Consider the following 21,622-nt stretch of genomic DNA (forward strand, 5'->3'; position numbering starts at 1 on the left):
TTGATTTATTTAAACCGACACATCTGACGGAAAAAGGGTATCGCTTATATGATCGAAGCAGTTTGGAAAAACTTCAAACGATTTTGTTCTTAAAGGAATTGGATTTTTCCTTGAAAGAAATTGCGGACATTTTAAAGCTGACCAGGCAAGAACAGAATCAAATATTAAAGAAGCAGAGACAAACCTTATTTTCAAGAAAACAAAGACTAGAAACCATCATGGTTGCTCTCGAAGAATACGTTTCGGGGAATAATATTAGTAATTTGCAAATTTTCAACAATTCTTCCGTTTTGCCATTAAAGAACAATATGCAAATGAGGCGAGATTCATCTATGGTGAAACAGAAGCGTATAATGTGTTTAATGAAACGTTGGATAAACTATCACAAGATGAAAAAGATGAACGTTTTCAATCGAAGGAGGAAGTATTCAAGCAAATTGCGTCTTGTGTCGATCAGCATCCTTCCTCCGATGAAGTTCAGCGATTAATCGAGGAGTGGAAAAAAATCTAATGCAATTCATGCCATGTGATACAGAGCTACTGGCTTGCATTGCCGATACTTACAAATTCGATGCACGATTCAATAACTACTTTAATCAATATAGCAATGAGGATTTAGCAGATTTTCTACACAGTGCTATTATGCATCATATATCTCAATCGTGAACAGGAAAATTCGGCTGAAAATAGGAAGGGCATATTTTGGTTTTGGAGATAGTTTGAAAGCCACAGATCATGCAGTTTTTATAATAAAAAATGATGAACAGATAGAGATTGCCATACCATATAAATCGAAAACATTTTGGTATGAGTCTTGGCTGAAGATAAAAGAGTTCTACGGAGTCTTACACGATTGAACTAACGGATACTTTAGTTTAACGATACAAGGAGTAGTTTGCCGTGGCAGCTGCTCCATTTTATCATTGAAGTTACGGGCAGATTAGCTTAATGCCACAACGAGTAACAGGGTGAAAAAGTGATAAAAATGACGTGATGGAATTTGAGAAATTGAGATAAATGACAACCCTGATGACTATATAAGGAGTACCTGGGGTGAGGCGCTTGTCGATGTCCGCAGAGAGGTGATTCGACTTCTGAAAATAGCAATCGATAAGAAACCACATCACCTGTAGCATGATAGAATAAAAGTAGTAAATTATCATTTCATTCATGCAGAGTGGCAACCGCTCTGATGATAAAGGAGGAACTTAATTAATGTCAGAAAAGGATGCTTCCCTTGCTCCACACGATCCTCCCAACCCGGATCCTGCGCTCAATCGCTTGAGTGTATTCGTAGGCAAATGGAATACGGAAGGACTGATTAAGGCGAGCCCGTCGGGGCCGGCTGCCAAGTTGAAGGCAACTGATATCTATGAATGGCTGCCTGGTGGGTTTTTCCTTATTCACCACGTGGATGGCTATATGGGGAACGAAGAGGTTAGGGCCATCGAGATCATAGGTTATGATACTGCAAGCCAGACGTATTTCACGCACTCGTATGACAACCGAGGCAGCGTCGGAACGTACCAAGCAAATTTGCTCGATGCAGTCTGGACCATTGCAGGAAAATCGGAGCGCTTTACAGGTATGTTTAGTGATGACAGCAACACCTTAACCGGCAGTTGGGAGCTGTCGGGCGACGATGACAGTTGGATACCTTGGATGGATATCAAGTTGACAAAAGTCGTTTAGCTGAAAATCACCAAAACATATTAAGTTTCGGGGCTTAATATGAGAACTAAACACAAACAAGTAAGAATCTGAAGTTCCCTGCTTGTATCGTTAGACTAACGGGAACGTTAGTTCAACAAAGCAGCGGCAGTCTAAGACTTTAATTTCTCGTTCAGCTAAAACTTATTTTTAAACACCTGAAGTTTTTTAACTCTGAAACCGCATCAAATCAACGACCCCAGTCTAATACTTTATTTGCTTTCAACAATTAGTTTAGTACTATTATCCATAAATTAGTTGATATAAAAACCTATCTTTTGGGATGGGTTTTTTTGTTATTTTAGATAGATGTTTATCATTATAGAAATGTTGATATATCATTATTGATAAATAAACATATTGACATACTAACTACATGACAATATACTAATTTGTGAAAGCGCTTCAAAGGAAAAAGAAAAAGGGGGTATTATAACTGAAAGCAACCAGAGAAATCCCTGAGTCGATGAAGAAACTGGCATCTAATGTAAAAGCACAGCTGAACGATCGTCCAAAATTAGCAGAGATGTTCGAGAAATGTATGGCTAATACCTGGAATACAACCTTAAAACGAATGGCGAACGGCACCACTTTTGTCATTACCGGAGATATTCCAGCGATGTGGCTGCGGGACTCCGCTGCTCAGGTTAGACCTTTCCTGATCCTTGCCTCCGAGGATGAAGAAATTGCGCACATGATTGAGGGACTTGTGCAAAGACAATTCGCCTGCATTCAGCTTGACCCTTATGCGAACGCGTTCAATGAAGAAGGGAATGGGAATGGCCATCAGGAGGATCTTACGGAGATGAGCCCGGGTGTATGGGAAAGAAAATATGAAATTGATTCGTTATGCTATCCGATCCAACTGAGTTATCTGCTCTGGAAGAATTCGGGCCGAACTAGTCAGTTTAATGATTCATTTGTAAAGGGTGTAGAAAGAATCATTGCATTATGGAATACCGAACAGAATCATGAGAGCGATTCCAAATATCTTTTTCAGCGGATGAACTGTCCACCTACGGATACATTAACACGCGAAGGCAAAGGGACGTTGACGGCTTATACCGGAATGACATGGTCCGGATTTCGTCCTAGTGATGATGCTTGTGAATACGGGTATTTGGTTCCTGCCAATATGTTCGCTGTGGTTGTTTTAGAGTATGTGTGTGAAATTGCCCGAGAGATACTAAGGGATCAGGAACTGGAATTGAAAGCTAGGAAACTTTCTGAACAGATTAATGAGGGGATAAGCCAATATGGAATCGTAGACCATCCAGAGTTTGGGTCAGTCTATGCATATGAAGTAGATGGCCGTGGACAGGTGAATTTGATGGATGATGCAAATGTGCCGAGTCTGCTCTCTATCCCGTATTTGGGTTATGTGAGTGCCGATGATCCTATCTACAAAAATACCCGTGCGCTTATTTTAAGCAGCAATAATCCTTATTTCTTCGCAGGAAAGGCGGCTGCTGGCATTGGAAGTCCACATACGCCTAGTCGTTATATCTGGCCTATTGCTTTAGCGATTCAGGGAATGACATCTACTAGCAATGCAGAACAGGAATCCTTGCTTAATCTGCTGGAGAAGACGGATGCGGGCACCGGATTTATGCATGAAGGGTTCCATGTGGATAACCCGAATGAATTTACACGTCCGTGGTTCTCTTGGGCAAATATGATGTTCTGCGAGCTGCTGCTTATGCACTGTGGGATGCAAGTTAAGCGAAGTTGATGTCTACAAGGTTTATAAATCGACTCTAAAGGGGATAGAGAACATGAAAAAATGGCTGGTTACCACACTTGCTTTGGTTATGACAGCTTCACTTGCTACGGGCTGCGGTGGCAATAACGGATCTGCCAGTAAAGAGACCGGAAATACAAGCAAAGCTGGGAGCGGTACTGGGAAAAAGACGGAGCTTACCTTCTGGGGAGATTGGGGCGGTGAGGGGCAGAAGCAATTCGAGACCATGGTGGATGCTTTTAATAAATCGCAGGATAAGATTCACGTAAAATATGTGCTGCAACAGGATATGATCACGAAATTCCTGACTTCCGCGACCAATGGCGGTACTCCAGATGTACTGTTTTGGGATCGTTGGAGAACATCACTGTATGCCCCGAAGAACGTACTGCATCCGGTTGACGAATACTTAACGCGTGACGGCATTTCCAAAGATGATTTCTACAGCGAGTCCCTTAGGGAGCTTTCGTATGATGATAAATTATATGGGCTGCCGCTTACGGTAGATGCCCGAGCTCTTTTCTATAATAAGAAGCTTCTCGCAGATGCGGGACTTCAGCCTCCGACAACATGGGATGAGCTAGAGGCCGCAGCTACCAAGCTAACCAAATGGAACGGTAATAAATTAGAAATCGCAGGTTTTTCAATGGGAGACTTGGGGCTTTTTAATATGTATCTCCAACAAGCTGGTGGCTCCATGCTTACAGAGGATGGAAAGACCAATTTTAATAATGAGCAAGGCAAGCAAGTGCTAGAATTCTGGGATCGCCTGATGAACAAGGATAAAGTGTATAAAGTAGGGTTCGAGCTTGGACTTGGGGAAGGGCAAGATGCTTTTGTTACAGGTAAAGTTGCTATGCTGTATTCCGGCCCGTGGATGCTCAGCACCTATAACAAATATGGTAAAGATCTGGATTATGGGATCGTTCCTCCTCCAGCTGGTCCAAGCGGGGATAAAGGCAGTGTGATGGGTGGATTTGGTCTAGTGATTCCAGAAGGCTCCAAACATAAGGAAGAGGCGTGGGAGTTCATCAAATGGTGGACGGCGAACAAGGATAACGCCTTGCTCTGGGCCAAGACTAGTCTTAATCTGCCAGGTTATAAGCCATCAATGGAAGATCCATTCTTCAAGGATGATCCAAAGTGGCAGCCGTTTCTAGAAACGTTGGAGTTCGCTAAGGTCCGTCCAAACCACCCTGGTTATTCCGTGATGGAAACCGACGCCTTGGCACCTAATTTATAGCTTAACCAGCAAAACAAGATGAGTATTGATGAGACCTTAAAGAAATCGCAAGAAGAAGGCGACAAAATGCTTAAGGATAATGAAGTTGTGAAGTAATAAGTAAGACATTTGAAGTAAAGGGGAGGTTTTGCCTCCCTTTTGCTTAGGAGGGGGTAGCTGAAATGGCTTCCATCAGAAAGCTAGAGAAACATCAGGCGCGGACGGCTTATCTGTTTATTACACCCACGGTGTTGCTATTTACAGTATTCACGGTCATCCCTGTGGTAATGGCGCTATATTTAAGCTTTACCAATTACGATGTACTTAGTAGAAATGATTGGATCGGTTTTGATAACTATCGCCGTTTGATAGAGGACAGTTTGCTCTGGAAAACATTCCGAAATGTATTTCTGTATTCCATCATTTTCGTTCCACTTAATATTCTGATTTCGCTTCTCCTCGGGATTCTACTTAGTCGTTCCTGGCGTGGGGTAAAGCTGTTCCGCACACTGAATTATTTGCCAACCCTTACATCCGCCGTTGCTGCTGCTACCGTATGGATATGGCTTTTGCATCCTGAGTTTGGTTTGGTTAACGGTTTGTTGTCCTATGTTGGGATTACAGGTCCAGCTTGGTTATCCGAGACCCGAACGGCGATGTTGTCCATTATCATGCTTACCCTCTGGCAGTCGGTAGGTTCTAATATGATTATCTACTTGGCAGGTCTACAAGGCGTGCCTGACTATTTGTATGAATCCGCACGGCTGGATGGTGCCAATAAACTGGATTGTTTCCGTTATATTACTTGGCCGCAACTACGTCCAACTACCTTTCTAGTCAGCACGATGGCAATCATTGGCGCGTTACAGTTGTTCGACCAAGCTTTTGTGCTGACGCAGGGTGGTCCGGCGAATATGACGAAGACTCCGGTCTATCTGATCTATCAGCAGGGCTTCAATCAGCTGCAAATGGGATATGCCTCTGCACAAGCATTTGTGCTTGCTGTGGCGATTCTCATATTCTCACTTATAAACATGCGGATCACTAAGGCGGAGGAGTCCATTGTATAAGCTGGGCTTGTCATGCAGAAAGGGGATAGAGGTATGGATACTAGTGGAAGTTCGTTATTTAAAAGAAGCTTAAGTAAATCTATTTATTATATAGTGTGCATTGTTATTGCCATCGTAATGTTTCTACCTTTTTATTGGAGTGTTCTTACATCTTTGAAGCCTGACGAAGAGATATTCGCCATGCCCATTCGGTGGTTTCCTTCACATTTGACCTTAGAGCATTATCGTAAGGCATTTACAACGGCTCCATTTGCCCTCTTTTTCTGGAATTCGCTTGTGCTTGCTGTAGCGGGTGTATTGGCGAATCTGTTTTTTGGTTCTATCAGTGGCTACGCGTTCGCAAAGCTGAATTTTAAGCTCAATAAGCCAATATTCCGCGTACTGCTAGCGGCGATGATGATACCAGGCATTGTGACGATGATTCCTACGGTTTATGTTATGCGTCATATTCCATTTTTCGGAGGCAACGATATTTTTGGCAGCGGGGGTAACGGGCTGATGAACTCATTCTGGGGGATTATTCTTCCGGGCGCTTCTGGAACCTTTGCTGTGTTCTTTATGCGGCAATTCTTTCTCACCTTGCCTAGTGACATGATGGAAATGGCCCGGATTGAAGGCTGTGGAGAGTTTAAAATATTTTGGCGGATTTATTTGCCGCTGACTAAACCGGCGCTGGCTACTTTAAGTATCTTTACTTTTCAAGCGGGCTGGAACAGCTTCCTATGGCCCATGATTGTGCTGAATGACCCGGATAAAGCGACGATCCAGATGGGACTTCAAGCCTTCTCCTATAATTTTCAAACGGATTACGGTCCAATGATGGCTGGTGCGCTTGTTGCGATCTTGCCGATATTGGTGCTCTTTCTAGCACTTCAGCGTTATTTTGTGCAGGGGATTGCCTTCAGTGGTATCAAGGGTTAATGCTATGAAATTCGAACCAGGGAGAGAGTCTATATGAACCAATTGGAAATAGGGATTTGGGAGGCACGGGCGAATCAAGCACAAGCTGCACTGGATTCATTATTCTGGAATGAAGCGATCAAAATGTACAATATAGAAACACCTTGTCCGAACGGAGAATGTAATACCATTTTTCATTATTGGTGGATGGCCCATGCTGTGGATGTATTGGTAGATGGATTACAACGAACGGGTGAGAATGGGTATGCTGAACGGCTTACCGCACTTCATGAAGGTCTTTTACGACGAAATGGCGGAGTATGGCCCAACGAGTTGTATGATGATATGGAATGGATGGCTCTCGCGTGGCTCCGTGCCTATCAAGCAACTGGCCAAGCAGCATATAAAGCTACAGCACTTCTTTTATGGGAAGACATTCAGACAGGCTGGAACGAGCATATGGGAGGTGGGATTGCTTGGCAGAAGACACAGTTAGATTATAAAAATACACCTGCCAATGCACCGGCAGCTATTCTGGCAGCTCGTTTGTATCAAGCCTTCGGAGAAGCTGAAAATCTAGAATGGGCACTAAAAATTTATAGATGGCAAAAAGAACATTTGGTAGACCCGACGACGGGTTTTGTATGGGATGGCATGAATCGCACTGGCGATGGTCAGATTGATAAGGATTGGAAATACTCCTATAACCAAGGTGTCTATATTGGCGCAGCTGTAGAGCTCTATCGTATCACTAAGAATCAATCCTATTTAGAGGATGCTCGATTAACTTTTTCCGCTGCTGCTCATGAGCTTGCTGAGGTTAAGGGCGGTGTACTTCCAGACGAAGGAAATGGTGATGCGGGACTGTTTAAAGGAATCCTGATTCGATATACAGCTGAATGGGTCAAAGCTGATGCCGCAGCTGTTGAAGCTGTCGATTTTCTGCGTAGGAATGCTGAATCTCTCTGGGAGCAAGGAAAGTCAGAGGACGCAGCTTTGTTTGGTACAGATTGGACTTTGTTATCTACTGGTGTAATTCAGCTCAGCTCCCAACTTAGTGCAATGAAGTTATTGGAGAAGATGGCTGAATTGACTAAGGATCAGAGTTGAGGTGAGTTCTAAATGACACAAGCAAAGGAAAGCATAGAAGCAGTCAGTTGGCAGGAAAAGTCCGAGTGGTTCCAACAATGTCTAGAACGTAATTATTATAATACTGAGATGGGGATCATGAACCAATGGTATCCGTGGATGAATATAGAACCTAAAAGATGTAAAATTGCAGGATTTCTACAATCGGTTCATCGCATTGGGCTGGAGTTCATATTTCACAACGTATTTACCTTCTGGTCCGGTTACAGGTGAGAGCAGCCCTTTAGTGCAGAGGGAATGTAGCATTCGAACGGCTGATCGATGATTTATACTTAAATGAATCTCAACATCAATGGGGCGTAACGGGCGAGCAAGCGTATAGGCAAGTCGGATGATTTCCCTTTCTGCCACGCTCTCCACGCTTACTGGAGAAGACTCCGTCTGATAACGACTAAGCAGCATTCGCATTAGTGTCATGCAGAGCTCGGGACGACTAGCGACGTCGTCATATGCAAATGAAATGACTTGAAATCCCATTGCCGATAAGAAGGTTTCTCTGTTCAGTTCATTGCAGTATTTAATTCTGTCCATATCTCGAACATGTGGACCAAAACCTTTGATTTCGATGACTAGCTTCACATTCCGAGTTATATAAGCAAAGTCACAGAAATAGGAGTGACCCCGCCAATCGAGCACTTCGAATTCTGGATGCAGATCGTCAAAATTTAATCGTAGAGACCACCAAACGTTACGGCAAAACAGTATTTAGGCTTCCCGATGTCCTCGTTCTAAGCGACCTTTGCGTTCCCCTGATCTTTTTTGTAAATGGTATTGAATAAATGAAGCATGCGCCGTTTCGAAGTTCATCTTTAATCTTTCCCCCTTAATCAAAAAAAGAACGTCCCGATCCATTCAAAAAGGAATGAATCGGGACGTTCTTCGTCTCGTACATTTAATTATAGTTAAGAATCTATTAGTTGACCAGACTAATAGGATTTTAAAAACTCCTTAAATCAGTAGCTTGATTTATACATTCTATTGTTGATTACTAGGCAGGAAATTTGAGTGACCTTATTATGAAAATGATGATAGATTGTACATTTTTGAATTAATATGTGATACAATTAAATTGTGTACAAAATAAATTAAAGGGAGTTAATCTAATGATCATAGCAGGTAATATCATGGTCGGTTTCGTTGCATTAATACATATTTATATTGTTTATTTAGAAATGTTCGCTTGGTCAAAGCCAAAAGGTCTTCGAGTCTTTGGAATGACACAGGAAGTTGCGGATGCTTCTAAAACTCTGGCAGCGAACCAAGGGTTATACAATGGATTTTTGGCGGCAGGTTTAATTTGGGGATTGGTTCATCCGAATGTAAATTTCGGCCACCAAATTGAAATCTATTTCCTCAGCACTGTTATAGTGGCGGCGATTTATGGTGCACTGACGGTGAAAAAATCTATTTTGTTTATGCAAGGCCTTCCAGCTTTCATCGCTTTAATACTAGTAGTTTCGATTTAAGATAAGTTCATTTTCCTTTCGGATGACATACGGTTGATACAATAATTTGAATCGTGCAGAAGCAGCAACCATCATCTTGCAAGCAATAGCGTTGAAAAGTAAATCCGGATTTTTTGAAAAAAGGTTGTTTCCCGTCAGGAATTACCTGTCAGTGAAACAGCCCTTTTTATGTCGGACGTCTTCACGAAGGAAGAGTGCTTATTGAATAGAGGCAGCATAAATCGCTTCTACAGATTTGGAGAGGAGCGCGTTAAACTCTTCTTCAGACTGCCCGGCACTTAGTCCTTGCGATAAAGCACGCGAGAAGCTGGCGATTAATCCTTGATTATGAGCAAGCTTATCGTTGGCCTCCGCTTGAGTGTAACCGCCGGACAAAGCGACAATTCTTAAAACGTGAGGATCGTCCATTAACTCGCGGTAGAAGTTATTCTCTGTGGGTATGGAGAGCTTAAGCATGACCTTCACGTCTTTACCCAGCTTAGACAATTGAGCTGAAAGTTCTTCTTTTAACAGCTTCTCCGACGTTGTTTTATCAGTAGAGTGGATATCAACCTCCGGTTCGATGATCGGAACCAGTCCCGCTTCTAAAATTTGCTTACCGACTTCAAACTGTTGTTCAACAACTTTTTTGATACCAGATGGATTGGCCTCTTTAATCACCGAACGCATTTTGGTCCCGAAAATATTCCGTTCGTTGGCTCGCTTCAGAAGATCATTCAAGCCGGGAATAGGTTTCATGAGTTGTACTCCATCTTCTGGCTCTGCGAGTCCTTTATCGATTTTTAAAAAAGGCACAATGCCTTTTTTCTCCCATAGATAATCGGCTGTATATTGCCCGTCAATGAGGCGATCCATTGTGTTCTCAAATAGGATTGCACCCAGTATATTCTTTGAATCAAATGCAGGGCTCTTGATAATGCGCGTTCGCATCTCGTGAACCATTGCATACATTTGATCTTCATTGGAGTAGCTGTCCTCTGTAATGCCATATTGCAGCAGCGCTTTAGGTGTACTTCCACCACTTTGGTCCAAGGCAGCTATAAATCCCTGTCCCGTTCGAATTCGATCCCATTGCTTCATATTCATGAGAAAATCTCCTTCCTTTCGTGAACTGAATGGAAATTCATGCGTTCTTTAATTATAAAACTTAAAATACTGGCCTTAAACAAAGAGGAATGGATATTCAGTAGGCTGTCAACGCCATCAAAAGTTGTCTGCGCTAGTCCCTCTGAAACATTCTCTGATAATCTTCCTCGAAGATGACCTTTTTTATACTTAACATCTAAGTTGAGATTAAAATCGAATTCGATACGAGAGAGGACGAGTAAAGGTGGCGACTGGAAATTTTATTCTTGTTTCAAAATAGCTGTTGTGATGATTTTTTTAATCGGAGTGTGTGGATCAGATTGGCTAAAGCCGCGCTGCGATTGAGATTTTCCTTTAATTAACGAGAATATCCGAGTAATTTAATACGAATAATCTAATAAGATTTTCTTTGTGACATAAATCATAATTACCAATTCGTAGCTTTGTGAAAATAATAACTTTTCGTAAATGTCGAAATGAGGTTGACGTATGAAAATATCAGTCGTATGATTGATTCTACTGAGTATGTTAGTAATTAAAAGTAAGTATATAAATAATATATAACAACAGGAGGAATGAAAGTGGAATCATCGACATTTGTGCTATTCGGCGCTACAGGAGATTTGGCAAAACGTAAAATCTATCCTGCACTATATAACCTCTTTTTAGATGGTCAAATTTCAGGTCCTCTCTCCGTGATTGGATTAGGAAGAAGAGAAGTTTCGAACGAAGCCTTCCGTAAGCAAATACTGCAATCGTTACAGACTTTTTCTAGACAACCAGCGGTTGACTCACCGCAATTGCAGGTGTTCTTGGAAGCTTTTGAATATAGTGTTCTAGACGTAGGGAATACAGAAGATTACTTTAAGCTGCTGGAGCATGTTAAACGTCGCGAACAGTTGTTCAATATTCCGGAGAATCGGATGTTCTATTTGTCTGTGGGTCCTGAGTTCTTCAAGGAAATCGCAGCTAATATTCACTCCAGCGGTCTGGGTTCCACGAAAGGCTGGAAGCGTCTAATTATTGAGAAGCCTTTTGGTACAGATTTGAAATCAGCAAGAGAGCTGAATGATAGCTTGAATGCCGTATTTACAGAAGAAGAAATCTTCCGGATTGACCACTTCCTAGGGAAACCGATGGTGCAAAACTTGGAAGTCCTGAAGTATTCTAATCCAGTGCTAAGAGCGCTGTGGAAAAACAGATATATCGCGAATGTTCAAATTACAGCGAGTGAGACTGTCGGCGTTGAAGAACGGGCAGGCTATTATGACAAAGCTGGTGCTCTTCGTGATATGTTCCAGAACCATATGCTGCAATTGCTTATGATGATGGCGATGCAGCTTCCTAAAGGCAGCACACCTGAAGAGATTCGTGGTAAGAAAAGATACGTCATGGAGCATCTCATTCCAATTAGCAAAGATGAGGTTAATAAACATGTTGTCCGTGGACAATATGCAGAGGGTGAAATGAAAGGTAACTCTGTTGCGGGTTATTTGAATGAGCCAGGAATTAACCAATCCTCGCAAAATGAGACGTTTATCGCAGCGCGTTTATTTATAGATGATCCGCTCTGGAATGAAGTGCCTTTCTATGTTCGTACGGGTAAGAGAATGAAGGAGAAATCCACACGTATTGTGATTGAGTTTAAAGAACCGTTTAATGATAGTAATAACTTGAATAAAGGAAATGATGTACCGAATTTACTGATTATCGAGATTGGACCGAATGAAGCTATTACGCTACAACTTAACACGAAAGATCAGCTGCAAAAAGGAAAACTTGAGCCAGTCCTAGCTACTTATGAAGCGGGTACTTCAGATGTTCCGGAAGCCTACGAGAATTTAATCTTCGATGCACTTCGTGGAGATGCTACCTTCTTCGCTCACTGGAGAGAAGTTGAACTGTCTTGGCAGTGGGTTACACCTATCCAGGAAGCGATGGAAGAGGGGCTTATGCCACTTCACACTTATGCATCAGGTTCATATGGTCCCGATGCAGCTATGGAGCTATTGGGTGAAGATCGCTGGTGGTTCGATGAGGCAGATCAGGATACAGAAGTTCTCTCTGCTCAGGCAGAAGTTGCAGCAACGCAAGAATCTATACGGCCAGGGGCTTAAGCCCCTGCCTGTTTTTTTTACCAATTTAGGAGAAATTACATCACAAGAATCTATATATCGGAGGGGAATTGCATGAAAGTAGGATTAGTTGGATTAGGGAAAATGGGCTTCAACTTAGGCCAGAATTTGTTGGATCATGGACATGAGGTTGTCGCATTTGATTTGAATGCACCTGCTGTGGAGGAAATGAAAGCAAAGGGCGCTAAAGGAGCAGTAACACTTACTGAACTGGTGCAACAATTGGAGACGCCTAGAATCATTTGGATCATGGTGCCACATCAGGTTGTGGACTCTGTCATTGCTGAGATCACACCTTTGTTATCTAAAGGAGATATCGTTATTGAAGCAGGAAACTCGCACTATAAGGAATCTATTCGCCGATATGAGCAATTGAAGGAATACGGAATAAGCTTTATGGATGCAGGTACATCTGGAGGGATGGAAGGCGCACGTAACGGCGCTTGTTACATGGTTGGTGGAGATCCTGAAGCTTGGGAGGTTGTGGAGCCCATCTTCCGTGATACGGCTGTGGAAAGCGGCTTTTTATATGCCGGCAAAGCTGGTAGCGGCCATTTTCTGAAAATGGTGCATAACGGTATCGAATACGGCATGATGGCTGCCATCGGTGAAGGCTTTGAGGTGCTGGAGAAGAGTGAGTTTGATTACAACTTTGAGGAAGTCGCTCGGGTGTGGAATCATGGATCTGTCATCCGTTCTTGGCTGATGGAACTGATTGAACGTGCGTTCTCGAAAGATGCTAAATTGGATGAAATCAAAGGGATTATGCACTCCTCCGGTGAAGGCAGATGGACGCTCGAAACTGCATTTGATTTGCAAGCCGCAACACCAGTGATCGCGATGGCGTTATTAATGCGCTACCGTTCACTTGAGACCGATACCTTCACTGGTAAGGTAGTGGCTGCGCTTCGGAATGAATTTGGTGGACATGCCGTTGAATCGAAGTAACTAAAGTTAAACATTAGCCCGAATTTCCACGCAATGTATTCTGCGGTGAAATTTGGGCTTTTGTTTTGCAAAAATTAATAAATGGAGAGAATAGATCGAGTACGACTTTAATCTTATTAACATATTTTAGAGATAGATGGGGAAATTACGATATAAGGGGGAGTTGACATGCGAAGCGGAATGCAAGAAAGACTTCATTTTCTGTATAAATTTCTGCATGCGCCCCGACAATTAGGAAGCGTTACTCCCAGTTCGCGTTGGCTTGCAAAAACGATGATCGGCATCATTCCATGGCAACAAATGCATAATATAGCTGAGCTGGGTGCGGGCACTGGAGCCATCACAAGATTTATTCCAAGCAGGGAAGAGACTGGGAATAATACGCTCCTGTTTGAGAAGGATCCTGATTTTCGTCATCAACTAAGACTTGAATTCCCTGACCGTATTTTTTATAACGATTGTTTGCGGCTTCGGCTAGCGCTTCATAATAGTAGATTGCAAAAATTAGACTGCATCGTGAGCAGTTTGTCTTTTAGGAATTTCTCAGCCTCAGATCGGACGCTTTACATTGAACAAATCATATCTTCTCTAAAAGAGGGCGGTTGGTTCATCACTTTTGAATATTTTCCTCAAATGAAGAAGGATTTAATACAGCATTTTGATATTTTGAGTGTTAAATGGGTGCTGTTAAATTTCCCGCCAGCTTTTGTTTATATTTGTAGGAAGAAGGCTTCTACACAAGTAAAGCAGGCAGATCATATTCATCCTTCCGTAGATGTAATATCAATTTCTCAGGTTTCTACGGAAAGATAAGGATGAAAAATAAAACGAATGCCGTCACCCATAGTTCACTGGGGAACGGCATTTTTTAAATTAGGCTTAGTATGTTCTTACCCTCTGTTAATAGAGAACCTCAATGTTTTCCTCGTTCAGTCGTTTTAGCCAAGCTTCAGAAGGCTTACGGTCAGTGATCAAGAAATCAATATGGCCAAGCTCAACCAACTTTGTAAAAGCAGTCTTATCGAATTTGGTGTGATCCGCCAGGAGTACGACCTTATTGGCTTGCCGCAGCATGTACTTCTTAAGCTCACACTCAGGTTCGTTGGAATCTGTGATGCCTCGTTCCATATCCATTCCTTTGCAACTGATTACCGCAGTATCCACATTGTATCTTTGAATGGTGTCATGGGCTACCGGTCCCACCAGCGACAACGATCGGTAACGAAGTGAACCGCCAGTAGAGATGATATCCATCCCTGAATTCGAGAACTCATGCAGGATATTAATGGAGTTTGTGATGATGGTTAGATTGTTTTTGTTTCCGAGCAATTTTAGAAACTCAAAGGCTGTAGAGCTTGGATCTACCATTAATGTATCTCCATCATTGATTAAATCGAGCGCCTTTAGAGCGATCCCCCGTTTAATATCTGTATTTAGCGCATTACGTGTAACAAAAGGCAAATCTTCATTCGTATGCCGATTTAGCATAGCACCTCCATAGGTACGACTAAGGATGCCATCCTTCTCCAGCTTCTCTAAATCTCTTCGTATCGTCTCTTCTGTAACCTCAAACATTTTACTTAGGTCGGAGACTAGTACTCGTTTATCTTGATGGACAAGATCTATTATTTTTTTGCGTCTTTCGGCTGCAAGCATAGGAATCACCTTTCCGAAGCTATATTTTACAATCATAGCGTTAAATATCTGTGTTTTGCAATAAAAACAACGTAAAAACATCTGTACTTCTCAATAATATTCACGAAACAGATATAAAACAAATAAAAACAACATAAAAAATATTTAAAATGTTGACAACGAAGATTATGGAGCATACGATGAAGGAGGAAAAGAAATCCTTTAGAGATTAGTCAAGTTAGGGAGAAATCAGAGCCGGTCGAGTTACGATTCAGGGGCCAGCCTTAGGCGTTGAAGCCGAAATACTACATTCTAGTTCGAGAGCAAAGTGAATTACTTTGGTGTTGATGAATTCACATTAGGAGGCTGGTCAAGAAATGAGCACACATGTATTTTACGTTCCATCAATCAATATTATGGGCAAGGGATGCTTGCAGGAAATCGGTCCTTATATTCAAGAACTGAATTTAAAGAAAGCACTTGTAGTCACAGACAAATTCCTAATGAAGAACGGCATTGCTGGTAAATTGCTGACAGTATTGGACGAAGCGGGGATTGAATATGCCATCTATGATGAAGTTAAACCTAATCCGACCTGTAAAAATGTTCATGATGGTGTGGATTATCTCCAAGCACAGAATTGCGATTATCTGATCTCCATCGGTGGTGGTTCGCCACAGGATACGGCTAAAGCTATTGGGATTATTGCCACGAATGGTGGTCATATCAAAGAATACGAGGGCGTACACAAGTCGAAGCATAAATCGCTGCCGATCGTTGCAGTAAATACAACCGCAGGCACTTCAGCCGAAGTAACCATTAACTATGTCATCACAGACGAAGAACGCAAAGTGAAGATGGTAATGGTGGATAAGAACAGCATTGCTACCATCTCGGTTAATGATCCTGAGCTTATGGTTGATAAACCCGCTGCGCTTACGGCAGCAACAGGAATGGACGCTTTAACTCATGCGATCGAAGCTCTGGTAACGCCAGGAGCCTATCCGGTAACCGATGCTACCGCGCTTGCAGCTGTGGAGATTATTTTCGCTAACTTGGCTCGTACCGTTAAGAATGGCCATGACATTGAGGCTCGTGAGCAAATGGTGTATGCGATTTTTCTAGGCGGATTGGCTTTCAATAACGCAGGACTTGGATATGTGCATGCGATGGCGCATCAGCTTGGCGGTGTATATGATCTGCCACATGGTGTATGTAACGCAATGCTGCTTCCTTTTGTGGAAGAAGAGAATGCCAAATACGTACCCGAGAAATTCAGAGCTATAGCTAAAGCGATTGGACTAAACGTTGAGAATCAAACCGATAAGCAGTGCGCAGACTTCGTAATCGAGTCGATCAAGGCGTTATCTGAAGAAGTAGGAATTCCATCTAAACTATCCGAGCTTGGAGTAGATGAGGTCGATCTTGATCTTTTAGCAGAGAACTCCATGAAGGACGCTTGCGCGCCTGGTAACCCTTTTATTCCAACGAAAGAAGAAGTCATTGCTCTTTTCAAAAAAATACTATAAATCATCCCTTACTTTAGGAGATTCTTTATGAATAATCATATCGCCGTTGATATTGGTGCCTCTAGTGGGCGGTTAGTACGCGGAATACTGCAAGAGGGCGTCCTTATTTTAGAGGAGCTTCATCGGTTTAGCAACCGTTTTACAGAACAAGAGAATTCCTGTTTCTGGGACATAGATTATTTATTCGAGCAGATCATTATAGGGCTTCAGAAAGCCAAGGGGAAAGGCATTACAGCATGTACGCTAGGTATAGATACATGGGCTGTAGATTATGTACTCGTGGATGCAGAAGGAAACCGTGTTCAGGAAGTTTACGCTTATCGGGATCGTAGAACCGATCTGGCAATGGATGAAGTGGCAAAGTACATTTCACCACAAACTATATATGAAAAGACTGGAATCCAGAAATTATCCATCAATACGTTGTACCAGCTATATGTTCATAGTAAAGAAGAATTATCTGGGGCGGATCAAATCCTACTCGTGCCTGATTATCTGTATTATAAATTAACGGGACGCAAGATCAATGAGGTTACTAACGCATCAACAACTCAGCTGTTGAACTTGGACAGTAGAGATTTCGACGATGAACTGTTGAAATTTCTGAATATTAAGAGAGAGCAGTTCGCTGCATTGACTGAACCGGGAGCAGTTCTTGGCCCCCTCGACGAAGCACTGTTACAGACCTATGATCTTCCGGATTGCCAACTGATCTGTGTAGCCACTCATGATACAGCGTCTGCAGTGCTGGGTGCTCCTCTCCAAAAGGACTCCGCGTATATTAGCAGTGGAACATGGTCTTTACTGGGTGTGGAACGAACCCAGCCTCTTAATTCTATGAAGGCTATGGAGGCTAACTATACTAATGAATGGGGCGCCTATGGCACCTACAGATTCCTCAAAAATATTATGGGTCTATGGCTCATCCAAGAAGTTCGCAGGCAGATGGACGGACGTTACAGCTTTGCGGAGCTAGCAGAGCTTGCACAAGGAGAGGAAGGCTTCCGAAGCCTAATCTGCTGTAATGATCCAAGATTCCTCAATCCAGTAAATATGATAGAAGAAATCCGTAGTGCCTGCGCAGAGAGCGGGCAGCCTGTTCCAGAGACGCCGGGCCAGTTGGCCCGCTGCATTTTTGATAGCTTAGCGTTATCGTACCTTACTTACTTGGAAGAACTAGAAGATCTGATAGACAGCCGAATCGAGGATCTGCAGATTGTTGGGGGAGGCGCTAACAACAGCCTGTTATGCCAACTGACTGCTGATGTTATAGGCAGAGAAGTTAAGGCTGGCCCAACGGAATCCACAGCACTTGGAAATATAGTGGTGCAGATGATTAGCACTGGCAGCATTGTTGATATTAATGAAGCAAGAGACATTATCGGCCAGTCTTTTAAGATTAAATCATATTCGCCGAGCCCGACAGCTCATTTGGAGGATATTGTAAGTCGGTGGAAAGAACTTCAGTCGTCCAAAGTAAAACATCCTAGCTAATCAAACATACGCTATAAGATTTTAGGAGGAAATACAGCATGGATCAGAGTATTCTCACTAGCTATAACGAAGCCAAAAAACTATATGCAGCCCACGGTATTGATGTGGAGAAAGTGCTAGAGCGGCTCGCACAAATAAAGATTTCCATACATTGCTGGCAGGGCGATGATGTACAAGGGTTTCTTTTTAAAGATAAAGAACTAAGCGGGGGAATAGCGGTAACGGGAAGTTATCCCGGCCGAGCTGGCACGCCAGATCAACTGCGTCAAGATTTAGAAAAGGCATTATCCCTTATTCCCGGCAAGCACAAAGTGAATTTACATGCGATCTATGCAGATACAGATGAAGAAGTTGACTTAGATGAATTAGAGCCGCGCCACTTTCAGTCTTGGGTAGACTGGGCGAAGGAGCAGGGGCTGGGACTTGATTTTAATCCTACTTGTTTCTCGCATCCGAAGGCAGCAGACGGTTTTACGCTTAGTCACTCGGATAAGGAGATTCGTAACTTCTGGATTAAGCATTGTAAGGCTTCTCGCATAATTGCTGAGCATTTTGGTAAGGAGCTGGGTCAGCCTTGTGTAACTAACTTTTGGGTACCAGACGGATATAAAGATACACCAGTCGATCGTTTAGCTCCAAGAGTGCGGTTAAAGGAATCGCTGGATGAGATTTTTAGTGTAGAAATAGATCCTCTTTATAATATTGATGCTGTAGAAAGTAAATTGTTCGGAATCGGTTCTGAGAGTTATGTGGTTGGTTCACATGAGTTCTATATGGGCTATGGTTTAACTCGCGGCAAAGCCATCTGCTTGGATGCCGGACATTTTCATCCTACAGAGATGATCTCGAATAAGTTATCTTCGATTCTTATGTTTAGTGAGCAGCTGCTGCTGCATGTAAGCAGACCCGTCCGTTGGGACAGTGACCACGTTGTAACGATGGACGATGAGATGCTGGAAATTGCCCGTGAATTGGTGCGTGGTGACTTGCTCTCCCGAACGAATATGGGTCTGGATTTCTTCGATGGCAGTATTAATCATATCGCTGCTTGGGTGATTGGTACTCGCAACACCATTAAGGCGTTACTACGCGCAATGCTAGAACCGGTGGAAGAATTGAAGCGAATCGAGCGGGTTGGTGATTATACTTCACGGCTAGCGCTGGTGGAAGAATTCAAATCGTATCCGTTTGGAGCCGTGTGGGATTACTATTGTGCATCACAAAATACACCCGTTCGTGAGCAATGGCTGGCTGAAGTGAAGCGTTATGAACAGGAAGTTCTGTCTGCAAGATAGAGTGTTAGAGTGGATGTGGAGAGCAACATATACAAAGGAGAGATTGATAATGAGTACATCCGTATTAGAATCCAAAGGGTATATTGCCAGTAGTGAGGCTCCATTTATTCAGGAAATGTCAGAGATTACCCGTCATATGTGGGAGCTTGGCTGGGATGAGCTGAATGGCGGTAATGTCAGCTATCTGCTGGATGAGAATGAGGTTGCTAAATATATCAACGTTCTAGAACCACTACGCACCATTAAACTTACCTTCCCTGTAACAGAACTAGCGGGTAAATATTTCATAGTGACGGGGTCTGGCAAGTATTTCAGAAATGTGATCAAAGACCCAGAAGCCAATCTCGGTGTGCTTCGGGTTAGTGCGAATGGTGAAAGCGTAGAAGTGTTATGGGGATTGCGGAACGGTGCTGTACCTACTAGTGAATTGGCTTCTCATTTCATGAGTCATATTGAGCGACTGAAGGTGGACCCTACGCACCGTATCGTACTGCATACACATGCTACGAATGTTATCGCGATGACCTTCACGCATGATCTGGATGAATTGAAGTTTACGAAGACGCTTTGGGAAATGTGCACAGAGTGCCTTGTTGTATTCCCTGATGGCATTAGTGTCATTCCATGGATTGTTCCTGGCAGCAGTGAAATCGGCCGCGAAACCGCTAAGAAAATGAAGGATCACCGCCTAGTGATCTGGCCGCAGCACGGGATTTTTGGCACTGGCTCCACTATGGATGCCACCTTTGGTCTAGTAGAGACTGTTGAAAAGGCTGCTACGATCTACAACCTGATTGGCGGAAGAGAAATGAAGCAAAAGATCACGGATCAGCAGCTGTGGGATTTAGCTAAGGCGTTCGGAGTAACTCCAAAAGCTGGTATTCTTGAAGTTTAGGAAGTTCGTAATGGGATGAAAACCGGGCGTTCGCAGATTTTGCGAGGTCCGGTTTTTTTTATGATTTTTTTCTTACATAAAGATCTTAAAAATTTGCATTTTCCATCTTCTGGGGAGATAATTAGCCTTACTTAAAGTAATCAAATAATCAATTGGAGGTAATGTGTATGAATACAGAGCTATTATTTTCACCTTTTCAAGTGGGGAATCTTTCGCTGTCAAATCGAATTGTCATGGCACCGATGACTCGGGTGTACTCACCGGATGGTGTACCAGGAAGTAATGTTGCCGCATATTACCGCAGACGGGCAGAGGGTGGAGTAGGATTGATCGTTACCGAGGGTACAGCCATTAATCATCCTTCGGCAGTCAGCCATGCCAATATTCCCAATATACATGAAGAAGCAGCTTTAGAGGGCTGGAAGCAGGTTGTAGAAGAGGTTCACGCGGCTGGCGGTAAGATCATACCTCAATTATGGCATGTGGGAATGGCGCGTACTATAGGGGAAGGCCCTAATGTTGAAGCGCTTCCTATCGGCCCTTCTGGTCTAAATTTAGAAGGAGAACCTGTGACAGAGCCACTGACTACGGCTGAAGTTGAAAGCTTAGTTTCTGCATTCGCTCAAGCGGCAGAGAACGTGAAAAAGGTGGGCTTTGATGGTATCGAGATACACGGAGCACACGGTTATCTTATAGACCAGTTTTTCTGGGAAAGAACGAACAAACGTACCGATCGTTACGGTGGTGATTTGGTAGGCAGAACTACATTTGCTGTAGAGATTGTTGAAGCATGCCGTAAAGCGGTTGGACCAGACTTTCCGATCGTGCTACGCTTCTCTCAATGGAAATTGGGTGCCTATGATGAGAAGCTGGCAAAAAATGCGGATGAGCTCGAAAAATTCCTAACTCCACTAAGCAATGCTGGGGTGGATATCTTCCACTGCTCCACTCGCCGCTTCAGCCAACCTGAATTTGAAGGATCTGAACTAAATCTTGCGGGATGGACCAAGAAAATCACGGGGAAACCATGTATTACGGTGGGTTCTATCGGTCTTCACAGTGATTTTTTTACAGAAGACAAACCTCAGATGAAAGAAGATAACATTAATGAATTACTAGAAAGAATGGATCATGAGGAATTTGATTTGGCTGCTGTTGGCAGAGCATTAATTAGCGATCCAGCTTGGCCTGCCAAAGTTCAAAGCGGAACGATAGACGAGATCATTCCATTCACGGCTGAATCGACAAAAACTCTATACTAAAGGAATAGAAAAGCGGGTTTTGGTCAGCTCTTAGAATAATTTTCATTAAGAGCTAATATTATCATAGATATTAATAAGCATAACA

General features: G+C 42.9%; 17 protein-coding genes and 2 pseudogenes. 16 read left to right on the forward strand and 3 right to left on the reverse strand.

All coding sequences use genetic code 11. The features are described from left to right. From UQ64_RS09635 to UQ64_RS09665, 7 genes and pseudogenes are all read left to right on the forward strand, one after another. Positions 1-666 (forward strand): annotated as a pseudogene (locus UQ64_RS09635) (MerR family transcriptional regulator); the annotation flags it as partial. A gap of 615 nt (positions 667-1,281) precedes the next feature. Continuing rightward, the gene (locus UQ64_RS09640) at positions 1,282-1,692 is read left to right on the forward strand and encodes a DUF1579 family protein (protein ID WP_245237913.1); all 411 of its coding nucleotides are present in this window, start codon (positions 1,282-1,284) and stop codon (positions 1,690-1,692) included. A 484-nt stretch (positions 1,693-2,176) separates the two neighbouring features. Further along, positions 2,177-3,442, forward strand: coding sequence for a glycoside hydrolase family 125 protein (locus tag UQ64_RS09645; RefSeq protein ID WP_060623287.1), 1,266 nt, complete (start codon positions 2,177-2,179; stop codon positions 3,440-3,442). Positions 3,443-3,485: 43 nt separating this feature from the next. Continuing rightward, positions 3,486-4,790, forward strand: a pseudogene (locus tag UQ64_RS09650) (ABC transporter substrate-binding protein). 65 nt (positions 4,791-4,855) lie between these two features. Further along, the gene (locus UQ64_RS09655; RefSeq protein WP_060623288.1) at positions 4,856-5,743 is read left to right on the forward strand and encodes a carbohydrate ABC transporter permease; all 888 of its coding nucleotides are present in this window, start codon (positions 4,856-4,858) and stop codon (positions 5,741-5,743) included. 33 nt (positions 5,744-5,776) lie between these two features. After that, on the forward strand, positions 5,777-6,664 hold the full coding sequence (locus UQ64_RS09660; protein ID WP_060623289.1) for a carbohydrate ABC transporter permease: 888 nt from the start codon (positions 5,777-5,779) through the stop codon (positions 6,662-6,664). A gap of 33 nt (positions 6,665-6,697) precedes the next feature. After that, positions 6,698-7,753 (forward strand): glycoside hydrolase family 76 protein, encoded by a 1,056-nt coding sequence (locus UQ64_RS09665; protein ID WP_060623290.1) that lies wholly within the window; start codon positions 6,698-6,700, stop codon positions 7,751-7,753. A gap of 177 nt (positions 7,754-7,930) precedes the next feature. On the opposite strand, the gene UQ64_RS09670 is transcribed toward UQ64_RS09665, so the two are convergent. Beyond that, complete coding sequence (locus UQ64_RS09670; RefSeq protein ID WP_342447584.1) at positions 7,931-8,428, reverse strand: DUF559 domain-containing protein; 498 nt, start codon at positions 8,426-8,428, stop codon at positions 7,931-7,933. 467 nt (positions 8,429-8,895) lie between these two features. Here UQ64_RS09670 and UQ64_RS09675 point away from each other — a divergent pair, with 467 nt between their 5' ends. Beyond that, positions 8,896-9,258: a DUF1304 domain-containing protein gene (locus UQ64_RS09675; RefSeq protein WP_060623291.1), complete on the forward strand. Its 363-nt coding sequence runs from the start codon at positions 8,896-8,898 to the stop codon at positions 9,256-9,258. A 198-nt stretch (positions 9,259-9,456) separates the two neighbouring features. Here the strand turns inward: UQ64_RS09675 and UQ64_RS09680 are convergent, their stop codons facing one another. Continuing rightward, positions 9,457-10,344: a fructose bisphosphate aldolase gene (locus tag UQ64_RS09680; RefSeq protein WP_060623292.1), complete on the reverse strand. Its 888-nt coding sequence runs from the start codon at positions 10,342-10,344 to the stop codon at positions 9,457-9,459. A 581-nt stretch (positions 10,345-10,925) separates the two neighbouring features. On the opposite strand from UQ64_RS09680, the gene zwf reads away from it, so the two are divergent. From zwf to UQ64_RS09695, 3 genes are all read left to right on the forward strand, one after another. Beyond that, entirely contained in the window at positions 10,926-12,461 is a 1,536-nt protein-coding gene (gene zwf / locus UQ64_RS09685; protein WP_060623293.1) for a glucose-6-phosphate dehydrogenase, read from the forward strand. 72 nt (positions 12,462-12,533) lie between these two features. Further along, complete coding sequence (gene gnd / locus UQ64_RS09690) at positions 12,534-13,427, forward strand: phosphogluconate dehydrogenase (NAD(+)-dependent, decarboxylating) (RefSeq protein ID WP_060623294.1); 894 nt, start codon at positions 12,534-12,536, stop codon at positions 13,425-13,427. A gap of 168 nt (positions 13,428-13,595) precedes the next feature. After that, entirely contained in the window at positions 13,596-14,240 is a 645-nt protein-coding gene (locus UQ64_RS09695) for a class I SAM-dependent methyltransferase (RefSeq protein ID WP_245237914.1), read from the forward strand. Positions 14,241-14,327: 87 nt separating this feature from the next. On the opposite strand, the gene UQ64_RS09700 is transcribed toward UQ64_RS09695, so the two are convergent. Continuing rightward, the gene (locus UQ64_RS09700) at positions 14,328-15,083 is read right to left on the reverse strand and encodes a DeoR/GlpR family DNA-binding transcription regulator (RefSeq protein ID WP_060623773.1); all 756 of its coding nucleotides are present in this window, start codon (positions 15,081-15,083) and stop codon (positions 14,328-14,330) included. Between the two features lie 356 nt (positions 15,084-15,439). On the opposite strand from UQ64_RS09700, the gene UQ64_RS09705 reads away from it, so the two are divergent. The 5 genes from UQ64_RS09705 to UQ64_RS09725 all read left to right on the forward strand — a co-directional run bounded on the left by UQ64_RS09705 (position 15,440) and on the right by UQ64_RS09725 (position 21,537). Beyond that, positions 15,440-16,591 (forward strand): iron-containing alcohol dehydrogenase, encoded by a 1,152-nt coding sequence (locus UQ64_RS09705; protein ID WP_060623295.1) that lies wholly within the window; start codon positions 15,440-15,442, stop codon positions 16,589-16,591. Between the two features lie 27 nt (positions 16,592-16,618). Then, positions 16,619-18,085 (forward strand): rhamnulokinase, encoded by a 1,467-nt coding sequence (rhaB, locus tag UQ64_RS09710; protein WP_060623296.1) that lies wholly within the window; start codon positions 16,619-16,621, stop codon positions 18,083-18,085. 38 nt (positions 18,086-18,123) lie between these two features. Beyond that, positions 18,124-19,380, forward strand: coding sequence for an L-rhamnose isomerase (gene rhaA, locus UQ64_RS09715; protein WP_060623297.1), 1,257 nt, complete (start codon positions 18,124-18,126; stop codon positions 19,378-19,380). 49 nt (positions 19,381-19,429) lie between these two features. After that, positions 19,430-20,275, forward strand: a complete 846-nt coding sequence (rhaD, locus tag UQ64_RS09720) for a rhamnulose-1-phosphate aldolase (protein WP_060623298.1) — start codon at positions 19,430-19,432, stop codon at positions 20,273-20,275. A gap of 167 nt (positions 20,276-20,442) precedes the next feature. After that, positions 20,443-21,537, forward strand: a complete 1,095-nt coding sequence (locus tag UQ64_RS09725) for an NADH:flavin oxidoreductase (protein ID WP_060623299.1) — start codon at positions 20,443-20,445, stop codon at positions 21,535-21,537. Positions 21,538-21,622 lie beyond the last annotated feature (85 nt).

This window comes from Paenibacillus etheri, assembly GCF_001012825.1.
Lineage (GTDB): Bacteria > Bacillota > Bacilli > Paenibacillales > Paenibacillaceae > Paenibacillus_AQ > Paenibacillus_AQ etheri.

What these genes read in the sequence shown, in the direction of transcription:
- UQ64_RS09645 (WP_060623287.1), top strand. Translation starts at nt 2,177, where the DNA reads ATGAAGAAACTGGCATCTAATGTAAAAGCACAGCTGAACGATCGTCCA.
- UQ64_RS09655 (WP_060623288.1), top strand. Translation starts at nt 4,856, where the DNA reads ATGGCTTCCATCAGAAAGCTAGAGAAACATCAGGCGCGGACGGCTTAT.
- UQ64_RS09660 (WP_060623289.1), top strand. Translation starts at nt 5,777, where the DNA reads ATGGATACTAGTGGAAGTTCGTTATTTAAAAGAAGCTTAAGTAAATCT.
- UQ64_RS09665 (WP_060623290.1), top strand. Translation starts at nt 6,698, where the DNA reads ATGAACCAATTGGAAATAGGGATTTGGGAGGCACGGGCGAATCAAGCA.
- UQ64_RS09675 (WP_060623291.1), top strand. Translation starts at nt 8,896, where the DNA reads ATGATCATAGCAGGTAATATCATGGTCGGTTTCGTTGCATTAATACAT.
- UQ64_RS09680 (WP_060623292.1), bottom strand. Translation starts at nt 10,344, where the DNA reads ATGAATATGAAGCAATGGGATCGAATTCGAACGGGACAGGGATTTATA.
- gnd (WP_060623294.1), top strand. Translation starts at nt 12,534, where the DNA reads ATGAAAGTAGGATTAGTTGGATTAGGGAAAATGGGCTTCAACTTAGGC.
- UQ64_RS09695 (WP_245237914.1), top strand. Translation starts at nt 13,596, where the DNA reads ATGCGAAGCGGAATGCAAGAAAGACTTCATTTTCTGTATAAATTTCTG.
- UQ64_RS09700 (WP_060623773.1), bottom strand. Translation starts at nt 15,083, where the DNA reads ATGCTTGCAGCCGAAAGACGCAAAAAAATAATAGATCTTGTCCATCAA.
- UQ64_RS09705 (WP_060623295.1), top strand. Translation starts at nt 15,440, where the DNA reads ATGAGCACACATGTATTTTACGTTCCATCAATCAATATTATGGGCAAG.
- rhaB (WP_060623296.1), top strand. Translation starts at nt 16,619, where the DNA reads ATGAATAATCATATCGCCGTTGATATTGGTGCCTCTAGTGGGCGGTTA.
- rhaA (WP_060623297.1), top strand. Translation starts at nt 18,124, where the DNA reads ATGGATCAGAGTATTCTCACTAGCTATAACGAAGCCAAAAAACTATAT.
- rhaD (WP_060623298.1), top strand. Translation starts at nt 19,430, where the DNA reads ATGAGTACATCCGTATTAGAATCCAAAGGGTATATTGCCAGTAGTGAG.
- UQ64_RS09725 (WP_060623299.1), top strand. Translation starts at nt 20,443, where the DNA reads ATGAATACAGAGCTATTATTTTCACCTTTTCAAGTGGGGAATCTTTCG.